This is a genomic window from Acetobacter sacchari (assembly GCF_017377715.1).
Classification (GTDB): Bacteria; Pseudomonadota; Alphaproteobacteria; order Acetobacterales; family Acetobacteraceae; genus Acetobacter; species Acetobacter sacchari.
In genome coordinates this window covers 92,057-102,188 of record NZ_JAFVMF010000017.1, presented here as the reverse complement: position 1 = coordinate 102,188, position 10,132 = coordinate 92,057, and the positions used below count along the sequence as shown (strand labels likewise).

9 protein-coding genes and 1 tRNA gene are annotated in these 10,132 nt (G+C 60.6%); 4 read left to right on the top strand and 6 right to left on the bottom strand.

The features are described from left to right. The first annotated feature begins 8 nt into the window (after positions 1–8). Positions 9–85, top strand: a tRNA-Met gene (locus J2D73_RS15270). Here J2D73_RS15270 and J2D73_RS15265 read toward each other — a convergent pair. Both J2D73_RS15265 and J2D73_RS15260 read right to left on the bottom strand, forming a co-directional pair. Beyond that, positions 42–1,766: a recombinase family protein gene (locus tag J2D73_RS15265; protein ID WP_207882648.1), complete on the bottom strand. Its 1,725-nt coding sequence runs from the start codon at positions 1,764–1,766 to the stop codon at positions 42–44. The two genes, J2D73_RS15270 and J2D73_RS15265, sit on opposite strands and share 44 nt — an antisense overlap. Positions 1,767–1,778: 12 nt before the next feature. Beyond that, the gene (locus J2D73_RS15260; protein ID WP_113596960.1) at positions 1,779–1,973 is read right to left on the bottom strand and encodes a hypothetical protein; all 195 of its coding nucleotides are present in this window, start codon (positions 1,971–1,973) and stop codon (positions 1,779–1,781) included. A 391-nt stretch (positions 1,974–2,364) separates the two neighbouring features. On the opposite strand from J2D73_RS15260, the gene J2D73_RS15255 reads away from it, so the two are divergent. After that, the gene (locus J2D73_RS15255) at positions 2,365–4,422 is read left to right on the top strand and encodes a ParB/RepB/Spo0J family partition protein (RefSeq protein ID WP_207882629.1); all 2,058 of its coding nucleotides are present in this window, start codon (positions 2,365–2,367) and stop codon (positions 4,420–4,422) included. A 119-nt stretch (positions 4,423–4,541) separates the two neighbouring features. Here the strand turns inward: J2D73_RS15255 and J2D73_RS15250 are convergent, their stop codons facing one another. The 3 genes from J2D73_RS15250 to J2D73_RS15240 all read right to left on the bottom strand — a co-directional run bounded on the left by J2D73_RS15250 (position 4,542) and on the right by J2D73_RS15240 (position 7,471). Continuing rightward, positions 4,542–5,264, bottom strand: coding sequence for a hypothetical protein (locus tag J2D73_RS15250; protein WP_113596958.1), 723 nt, complete (start codon positions 5,262–5,264; stop codon positions 4,542–4,544). A gap of 167 nt (positions 5,265–5,431) precedes the next feature. Beyond that, entirely contained in the window at positions 5,432–6,856 is a 1,425-nt protein-coding gene (locus J2D73_RS15245; protein WP_207882627.1) for a DHA2 family efflux MFS transporter permease subunit, read from the bottom strand. A gap of 48 nt (positions 6,857–6,904) precedes the next feature. Next, a complete protein-coding gene (locus J2D73_RS15240; protein WP_207882625.1) occupies positions 6,905–7,471 on the bottom strand; it encodes a hydrolase in 567 nt (188 codons plus the stop codon). Positions 7,472–7,579: 108 nt separating this feature from the next. Here J2D73_RS15240 and J2D73_RS15235 point away from each other — a divergent pair, with 108 nt between their 5' ends. Further along, positions 7,580–8,230 (top strand): TetR family transcriptional regulator, encoded by a 651-nt coding sequence (locus J2D73_RS15235; RefSeq protein ID WP_207882646.1) that lies wholly within the window; start codon positions 7,580–7,582, stop codon positions 8,228–8,230. A 110-nt stretch (positions 8,231–8,340) separates the two neighbouring features. On the opposite strand, the gene J2D73_RS15230 is transcribed toward J2D73_RS15235, so the two are convergent. Then, positions 8,341–8,922 (bottom strand): SbtR family transcriptional regulator, encoded by a 582-nt coding sequence (locus J2D73_RS15230; RefSeq protein WP_207882623.1) that lies wholly within the window; start codon positions 8,920–8,922, stop codon positions 8,341–8,343. Positions 8,923–9,044: 122 nt separating this feature from the next. On the opposite strand from J2D73_RS15230, the gene J2D73_RS15225 reads away from it, so the two are divergent. After that, positions 9,045–10,025 carry an SDR family NAD(P)-dependent oxidoreductase gene (locus J2D73_RS15225; RefSeq protein ID WP_207882621.1) on the top strand — a complete coding sequence of 327 codons (981 nt, stop codon included), beginning with the start codon at positions 9,045–9,047 and terminating at the stop codon, positions 10,023–10,025. Positions 10,026–10,132 lie beyond the last annotated feature (107 nt).

Sequence of the window (10,132 nt, the reverse complement as noted above, 5' to 3'; positions counted from 1 at the left end):
TCACCCAACGCGGGGTGGAGCAGCCCGGTAGCTCGTCAGGCTCATAACCTGAAGGCCGCAGGTTCAAATCCTGCCCCCGCAACCAACGACGCTTGCGAATGACCATTCGCCACATTTCGCCGGGATCGTAGTGTGCGGTTCCCCGCAACCAACGATACTTGCGATACGAACGCATCAAGAACGCCACTGTCCGGATGGACTGTGGCGTTTTTCTTGTGTGCCGCGAACTGCAGGATCGCTGCCAGATCGCCGCGCAGGATGATCGTCAGTTCGCCGTCGGCCGGTTGGAGCGTGATCTGCGAGACGAGCGTGCGCAGACGCTCGGCCGCCTCCGTCTTCGTCTCTTCGGCCTGAAGGCTCTCATAAAGAGACGCGATCCGCTGCTGGTAGATCTCCGCCATGTTCGGATGGAGAAGGGGAGGCGGCTCCTCCGCGTTGGCCAGACGTTCTGTGAGTTCGATCTTGCGAGCTTCGAGCGCGCCGATCTTATCCTTGAGCTTCGCACCCGGAACGCCGTCGAGGATGGCCTGAATCGCCTTGTCCAGTTCGCGATCAATGCGAGGCAGTTCGTTCCGCATTGCTGCGAGATCGGCACCAAGTTCCATGCGCAGTCGGTTCACCTCGCGGGTGAACTCGTTGCAGAACTCCCTGAACAGGTCCGGTTCCATCAGATGCGTGCGCAGCCCACTGAGGACCGATGCTTCAAGCGCATCCCGACGGATGTTGAGCCGGTTATCGCAGGTGCCCTTGTTGCGTGCTGTCGAGCAGCCGAGCAGATCCTTCGAGATCATGCTGTACCCGCCGCCACAGCAGCCGCAGCGGATGAGCCCGGCAAAGAGGTGGCGAGGACGGCGCCGGTGATTGAGGGCTTCGTTGCCCCGTGCCGGCTGGCTGAAGGTTGTTTCGGCCTGGCGCGCCTTCACGGCATCCCATAGATCCTGCTCGATGATCCGCAGTTCCGGCACCTCCTGGATGACCCATTCGGATTTAGGATTGAGACGGGAGACGCGCTTGCCGCTATCAGGATCCTTGAGATAGCGCAGCCGGTTCCAGACCAGGCGTCCGACATACATCTCGTTGTTGAGGATGCCGGTGCCACGTTCCCGATTGCCGTGAATGGTGGATGGTCCCCATTCGTGACCCTGTGGACCCGGAACGCCGTCCCGGTTCAGTTCCATGGCGATCGTGCGCGACGACTTGCCCCGCGTGTAATCGGTGAAGATCCGTCTGACCGTACGGGCCTCTTCCTCGTTGATGGTCCGGTCGCCCCGGATGCGCTCGCCTTTCGCATCGAACTGGCGCACGACATCATAACCATAAGAGTTGCCACCGCCGGACTTGCCGTCCTCGACGCGTCCGCGCAGGCCACGGCGCACCTTCTCGGCCAGATCCTTGAGGAACAGGGCATTCATGGTGCCCTTGAGGCCGATGTGCAGGTGGGTGACGTCGCCCTCGGAGAGGGTGATGATCCGTACGCCGGCGAACGTCATCCGTTTGAACAGGCCGGCGATATCTTCCTGGTCGCGCGACAGCCGGTCCATGGCTTCGGCCACGATGATCGTGAAGCGACCGCGCGTGGCGTCCTGGATCAGTTCCTGAATGCCGGGGCGGAGCAGGGACGCACCGGAGATGGCACGATCCGTGTAGCTATCGACGATCGTCCAGCCCTGCTTCTCGGCATGGAGCCGGCACAGCCGAAGCTGGTCCTCGATCGACGCGTCGCGCTGGTTGTCGGATGAGTAGCGGGCGTAGAGCGCGACCTTCACAATCCTATCTCCCTATTCCTGGAGATCGCGTCGCCTCGCGGCCTCCACTTCAGCGTTGACGAAATCCCGTGCGGCCTGACGGGCCAGAAGCCGGACCAGACTGACCAGCCGAGGATCGGCTCCACTGCGTAATGGTGTCACGTTGGCGTCCGGGGCGTCGAGAATGAGCCGCACCTTGCCCGCTATCGTATCGCGTTGGCGTGCCATCTTCCCGTCCTTTCTGCATGGACCCGTGGGTGGTTCTGAACGCACTGTGGAGATCGAACGGGAGATGCGCGAACAGAAAAATACACGGAAACAAGGAGATGGATCGTCCGAAGAGGGCTTCGGGATAGTCACGAACATTCGCGGCTATCGTGGTCGGCATCATCACAAGATGGTGATGGAACGACTATAATAGTCGTAATTTATCGCGGTGAGCGTCGACTCGCAGGTTGGTTGATACGGGTTTGCGTTCCGTAAAGCCGTATCTACGCGGTTCCGTGGATGTGATCTGGTGTCTGTTGGGCCAGGAGAGAGGAAGAGGGACGTGGGGTTTTTCGTGACGGATTAGGGGTGGGAGAGAGGCTTCCGCCCGTCCGTCACGGAGTGTTCTGCCATGGCGAGCGCCATCCAGAAAATCGCCCTCAATGCGTCCCGTGATATCCCCTTCAACAAGCTGGTGCTGTCGCAGTCCAACGTGCGGCGCGTGAAGGCTGGCCTGTCGATTGAGGAACTGGCCGCCGATATCGAACGTCGTGGGCTGCTCCAGAGCCTGAACGTCCGGCCCATTCTTGACGATGCCGGTGTCGAGACCGGTACCTTTGAGGTGCCCGCCGGCGGTCGACGCTTCCGCGCCCTTGAACTGCTGGTGAAGCAGAAGAAACTGGCGAAGACCGCCCCGGTGCCCTGCGTCCTGCGCGAGGCCGGATCGGCCATTCTCGCCGAGGATGATTCCCTGGCGGAGAACGTCCAGCGCGTGGCCCTGCATCCGCTGGACCAGTTTCGCGCCTTTCGTGACATGCTGGAGAAGGGCATGTCCGAAGAAGAGATCGCGGCCGCGTTTTTCGTCGTGCCGGCCGTGGTGAAGCAGCGACTGCGCCTGATGACCGTATCGGACAAACTGCTCGATATTTACGAGCAGGATGGCATGAAGCTCGACCAGTTGATGGCGTTTTCCATCAGCGATGACCACACCCGTCAGGAACAGGTCTGGGAGATTATTGCCCAGAGCCACAATCGCGAGCCCTATCTGATCCGCCGCATGCTGACGGAGAAGACCGTGCGGGCGTCGGATCGCCGGGTACGCTTTGTCGGGCTGAACGTCTATCTTGTCGCCGGCGGTGCCGTCATGCGTGACCTGTTCGAGGCAGACGATGGCGGCTGGCTGCAGGATCCGACCCTGCTCGACCGGCTGGTGATGGAGAAGTTGCAGGAAGCTGCCGAACAGGTCCGTGCCGAAGGCTGGAAATGGGTCGAGACGGCGCTGTCCTTTCCCTGGGGTCATACACGGCACTTAGCGGAGATCGACGGTGTGCCGGTGGTGCTCTCGGAAGAAGATGCCGCGCGTCTGATCGGGCTGCACAGCGAGCAGGAAGCCATTGAGGCGGAATACGCGCAGGCCGATGAATTCCCGGAAGAAATCGACGCGCGCCTTGGCGAGATCGAACAGGCCATTGAGGCGCTGGAAGAACGCTCCGTTTCCTTCGAGCCGACAGACAAAGTGCGGGCAGGGGCCTTCGTCAGCCTGGACACCGACGGCACGCTGCTGGTCGAGCGGGGCTTCGTCCGGCCGGAAGATATGCCGGTCGAACCTGAAGTCGATCACGACGAATCAGACGGATATGACGAAGCCATTGACCATCGCGGCGATGGCGACGATGCCGAAGGGAATGGGAGGGAAGGCGCACCCGACATCGAGCCCGAGGAGGAAGACGGCCTGAAGCCGCTTTCCGACCGCCTGCTGACCGAACTGACAGCCTGGCGCACGCTGGCGCTGCGGGATGCGTTTGCCGGCAATCCCCACATCGCGCTGACCGAATTCCTGCATACACTGGTGCGCGATATCTACTGGCAGGTCTCGGGCGCGGACTGCCTGGAAGCCTATGTTCGGGAAATTTCCCTTCCGGTTCATTCCCCCGACATGCCGGGCAGTCTGCCGGCTCATGCGCTGCGCCAGCGCAACGAGGGTTGGAAGCACGATCTGCCGGAGGATGAGGACGCGTTGTGGCGCTGGATCGACGGACTGGATGACACCAGCCGTCTGGCCCTGCTGGCGCATTGCCTGTCTTTCGGGATCAACGCGTTGCATGAATCGTCCCATGGCCCGTCTTTGGCACGCAGCGTCAGGGAACGGCTGGCGCGAGCCGACCGTCTCGCCACTGCGCTTACGCTTGATCTGGTCGAAGCGGGCTGGCAGCCAACGGTGGAGAACTATCTGGGCCGTGTCACCAAGGCCCGTATTCTCGAAGCCGTACGCGAGGCGCGGGGAACTGAGGCAGCCGAGCGTATCGCACATCTGAAAAAGAACGACATGGCGCAGGCGGCCGAAAGGCTGCTTGAGGGCGCCGGCTGGCTGCCCGAGGCTCTGCGGACGGCGAACGTGCCGGAGCGAACTGAAAGGGAGGAAGGGGCGGCGCGTATGATCGATAGTCATGAGACGGTCGCAGCCGAGTGAGATCTGTCGATGAATATCATGGGCGGCTTCCGATCTTCGGGAGCCGCCTTTTGTATTGGACGAGACTGTATCCGGGCACAGCCGTTGCAACGTACACCCGGGTTGGTGGCCGGTTGGAGTCAGTGACGGGTCGCCGGGTGCAGGTGTCGATCCGTTTCAAGGCTAAGGGCTGCTGGCCATAAGGGCGTTTTGGTATAGAAATCCCGTCTGCTGAAGCCGGTGCCTGTTCGGTGCTCGTTGAGCAGTCCTGCCCAGCACAGCGGTCGCAGGACATGGACGTAAAGACTGGCGGTCAGCTTGAAATCCCGGCGACGGATATCTTCTTCCTCGCCCCCGTAGAGAACCGAACACAGCCGCTCTTCGGTGACGGCAACCTGAGCTTCGATATTGATGACGTTGAGAAAGATATCCCAGTTGCCGAACAGTGGTTCATCGCTTCGGGTATAAGGGCTGTGGTCGATGACAAAGAGAAGATGGGTCGTCAACAGCATCCAGAGCCGGGCTGGCTCCGATCTGAGCTTTCTCGCCAGGTCGGTCAGTCGCAGGGTTCCCTTGAAATGCCTTGCGAGCTTCGCACTGAGCAGAACCTCATGCAGGATCACCAGCGGCGGAAAATCGTGTTCATTGAGAACTTTGTTGACGGCATAGAGGTCTTCGACCGTATAGCCGGGCCAGTCAAATGCCTCGGCGGCCCACGCGACAAAATAGCGTTTCAGCGCCTTGCTGGGCGTGAGGCCGATCGGGCCGTGTTTCTCAATATAGCCGATCGTCAGCAGTGCGGCCTTCAGGATGAGGGCATGCGACAGGGGATGGTCGTTATCGGGCGAACGAAACGGATTCATTACGTAAACAATGAACCAGGTCGGCGCGAGTTGCCAGTCTGGCTTTGCGACGCAGGGACGATCTCTGTCCCGCGTCCTTCATTGTCATGTCGGCTGTCGCCCTCAAAGCAGAAAAATTTTCCAGAACTTGCCTGAGTTGCATTTTCACGTAAGCACTCAAAATACAATCAGGTCGAAGGTTGTCCTGCCTGCCGGTTGTTTTCTGATTGGTTGATGAAGCGCGTGGCGAGCAATAGAGCGCCATGAAATAAAGCGAGCAATCCAAATGTCTCGGCATAAGCCTCTGACGCGACATGAGACGGAGCGACTGTCGCAAGCCGCCACCCAAGGAATGTGGCGCACGCTGTAATCAATGTCGGCCCTCCGATCCTTTGCATGATGTTCAGCGCAGTTGTCGCCATCGGGATATCCGCGCGGGCGATCGAAGCGTATCCCGCGCTCATCGCCGGAATGCCGACGGCACCCCCGCCGCCGCCACGCAGCAACAATGCTATGCTCAGCAGGGCAACGTTCAGACCGCTATAGGCAAGCACCACCAAAATCACTGTTCCGACCAACGAGATAAGAACCCCGCAACCGGTCAGATCGCGCGCGTCAAACCGGTCACTCAGACGGCCAATGAGCGGATAGACGCACATCATCCCTAGACCCAGGGGTGCCATGAACAGGCCCGTCCGCTCGGGCGAGACACCGCAGGCGTGGATCAGCCATACGGGTAGCAGCATCTGACCAGCGAACGACACCCCGTTCGTCAGAAACATGATGATCGCCGATACCGAAAAGGCAGGCGTACGCAGCAGGCGCAGGTCGATCAGCGCGTCATCGCCCTTGCGTCGCGCGGATCGGACATACAGGACGAACAGTACGAGGGACGCGCCTAAGGTCGCCTGTCCATAAGGCCGGGCGACATGATCCATGCCGTAGAGAAACGAGACGAGAGCGGGCGCAAGAAATCCGAGCCCTACCAGGTCAAGCGGCCGAGGGCGCTCGTCATGCCTGTCGTCCGGGAGAAACAGAACAGCAAGGGCAAAAGCCGCAAGCCCGACCGGCACATTGAGAAGAAAGATCCAGCGCCAAGACGCGACGGAGAGAATGGCACCGGCGACGACGGGTCCAAGAAGCGGCGCGAGCAGAACAGGTGCCGTCATTGCGCTCGCAACCCTCGGCATCTGTCGGCCCGCCACCCGGGCAACCGTCATCTGCGCCATGGGTGCGAGCAGACCGCCCGCCATGCCTTGCAGCAGACGGAATACGATCAGCGACGGCGCTGACCACGCCAGCGCGCACAGACCTGATGTCAGCGTGAAGGCACCGAAGCACCATAAATAGACCGCTCGCCCCCCGAGGCGGCTTACGAGCCATCCATTCAGCGGCAGCGTCAGGGCGAGCGCCAGCAGATAACCGCTGACCACCCACTGTATGAGAGAAAATGGCGCGTGCAGGGTCGTGACAAGATCTGGTAGCGACACATTGACGATCGTGGCGTCCAGTTGCGCCATGAAAGATCCGATCGCCGCAACGCTCACGATTTTCCAGGTGCCCGGAGGCAGTTGATCCGGGCCTGAGGCTGGTGACGACGTTCTGGCGTTCATGAATGATCTCGCTGGGAACCGCGAGACGCGCAGACATCCGCCATGGACTTACGCATCCAGCGCGATCGCCTCGCTCGTCGTCACACGGCCAAGGCGCGGAAAAATCTCCTCACAGGCAAAGCGCTGCATGTCTTCGGTGAATGTGGACATGACATCCTCGACGAGCACGACGTTGTATCCATGCTCATGCGCCGCTCTGGCGGTAGATTCCACACCCAGATTGGTGGCGATTCCGCCGAGCACGATGGTCGTGATACCACGTCGCCGTAACTGGAGATCGAGATCCGTGCCGTAGAAGGCACCCCATTGCCGTTTCGTGATGCGCAGATCGGTCGGTTCGGCAAGCCCCTCGACCAGTTCTGTCCAGTCTGGTGCGAAGCCGCCAGGCGGTGAAAAGGAGCGATCGACGACCGCATGCACGGCATCGGCGAAATCTGGCGCAAACGCTACATTAACCAGAACGACCGGAGCCCCAGCAGCCCGGAAACGCGTTGCGAGCTCTTTCGATCTCTCAACAATCGCCGCACCCGATGTCGGAGCCAGGGGAAGCCCCGTAATGCCCTTCTGGAGATCGATCAGGACGAGGGCCGTCCTGCTGGCTGGGAGTGAAATCATGGCAAGACCTTCGCTGTTGACGTTTGACCGTCGTCCCGAACTGTTGTCCGGAACGCGCGGAAACGTTAGTAAGTTGAGTAGGTACTCAAGCAGGAGCATTATTTGAGGATAGACTCAAATTCGTCAAGGGGTAAACGGACATCTCTTCAACCGCTGCGCGCGGCTGGGCGTCAGCGCGTCGAGGAATTACTGGAGGCCGCGTCCGACCTCATGGCGGAACGAGGGTACGAGGCGACGACCATGGCGGAGATCGCCGTGCGCGCCGGAGCAAAAATCGGCTCGCTCTATCGTTTCTTTCCAAACAAAGAGGCGGTGGCGGACGCTTTGGTGCAACGGCATATCGCCATTCTGGAAGACGAATACGAGGCACTCGCCAAACGTGCCGCTACGCTATCCCCGGATGCTCTGGCGGACGTCCTGATCGAACTGCTTGTCACGCTTCATCCTCGTGTGAAATCCCTGTCCGCTCTGATGGAGGCACGGACTGACAGGATGGAGATCCGTGATCGTGCACGAGGACATGCCATAGCCGGAATTGCGGCAGCGTTGCGTGTCTGTGCGCCCGGGTTGGAGGAGGTATTGGCGAGAGATATTGCTGCGGTCGTTCTAAACAGTATGAAAGTGTTGCGTGGCATGCTCGCGCAGGACGCGCCCACGACACCTGGCGCGCCTGACGAATTGCGACGGATGCACCGTCTCTATCTAGCGTACCGGCTGGAGCCGTTTCGGCGTGCTCCAGACAGCATAAAGGACCTTTAGACGGCGTAACGGACGCACAACCATAATTTCCCGGATTTATGTAGTATTCGACACACCACCTAAGAACTTTGGCGCTGTCGCGAAGCAGGCAGAGTCTCGACGCGGGCGATCTAGGAAACCGATGTTCGCGAGCCCGCGATGAGGATATCGACCAAGCGTTTTGCACTACTTTCCCAGCCGGGACCAGCCGCGAAATTCGACACGCCCGCCAGCGCCCTCAGCAGATCCAGCGGTTCAATATCGTCGCGTAGGTCTCCCGCAGCGACGGCAGTCGACACCAGGTCGTTGGCTGCGGCTTTGAGAATATCGCCCGATTGCGCATAGAGGGCTCCCGTGCCGCTCACCAATCCGTTGAGTGCCGGGGCTATGACCTGCTTGGCAGCGATGTAATCCACGAACAGTCGCATCCATGCGCGAAGCGCCTCCACTGGAGGATGTTGCGCAGCCAAAACAGGAGCCGCTTCGGCAAGGCGGTCCAGTTCAACGCGATAAACCGCCTCGATGAGAGCGTCGCGGCTGGGAAAATGACGATAGAGCGTGCCAATCCCCACGCCCGCGCGGCGTGCGACGTCATCCAAAGCGATGTCGACTTCACCCATCGTAAACGCGGCTTTGGCCACTGCCAGGAGATGTTCCCTATTGCGCTGACCGTCGCTGCGCGGTCGACGGCGAGGCTTTTTCACGTCGGTCACCGGTCACTCTCTTGTTAAACGGAGTACTCCTCCGTATATATCAAACGGAGCGATGCTCCACATAAAGCCAATGTTGCCATTTCGGCAAGAAGTGCCCGCACCGTTCCAAGGGAGTTCTACTCATGACTCAGATCTTTGACGCGACCTCGACGACCGACGATGTTCTCTCCGGCGTATCCCTGAAAGGCAAGCGCGTTCTCGTGACCGGCGTTTCCGCCGGACTGGGTATTGAAACGGCCCGGGCACTGGCAGGTCATGGCGCGCATGTCGTGGGCGCGGCGCGCGATCTTGCAAAAGCGGAACGCGCAACCGATCAGGTTCGCGTGGCCGCGTCGCAAGGAGGCGGAGCATTCGAACTCACCGCGCTCGACCTTGCGGATCTGGCAAGTGTGCGTGCCTGCGCCGACCGTCTGAATGCGCAAGGCACGCCCTTCGACCTGGTCATCGCCAACGCGGGCGTGATGGCGACACCATTCGGGCATACGAAGGACGGGTTCGAGACGCAGTTCGGCACCAACCATCTGGGACATTTCGTTCTGGTCAACCGAATTGCCGGACTACTGCACGACGGCGCGCGACTGGTCAATGTGTCCTCGGCCGGACATCGCTTCGCCGATGTCGATCTCGACGATCCGAATTTCGAGCACACGCCGTACGTGCCGTTCGTGGCCTATGGACGTTCCAAGACCGCCAATATTCTCTTCGCCGTTGCCTTCGATGCGCGGCATCGCGCACGGGGCGTGCGGGCGACAGCGGTTCACCCCGGTGGAATCATGACGGAACTGGTGCGGCACATGGCGCCTGGCGAGATCGAAGCCATGGTAAGCCAGATCAACGAACAGGCCGCTGCCGAGGGCCAGAAGCCGTTCCAGTTCAAGAGCATCCCGCAGGGGGCTGCAACCTCGGTCTGGGCCGGTGTCGTGGCTGAAGCCGGTGCGGTAGGCGCTCATTACTGCGAGGATTGCCACGTCAGCGATGTCGTGCCGAACGACCAGCCGATCAGTCTGGTCAACGCGGGCGTACGCGCCTACGCTCTTGATCCGGCACACGCCGAAGCCCTGTGGACAAAAAGCGAGGAGATGGTCGGCGAACGCTTCGCCTGACGCATTCGCGCGAACAGCGCTTCGATAAGGGCAAGCTTGCAGATTGACCCGGCGCCGACGGCCAACACTTGCCGTCGGGCCCACCTATCCATGAGGATATCCATACT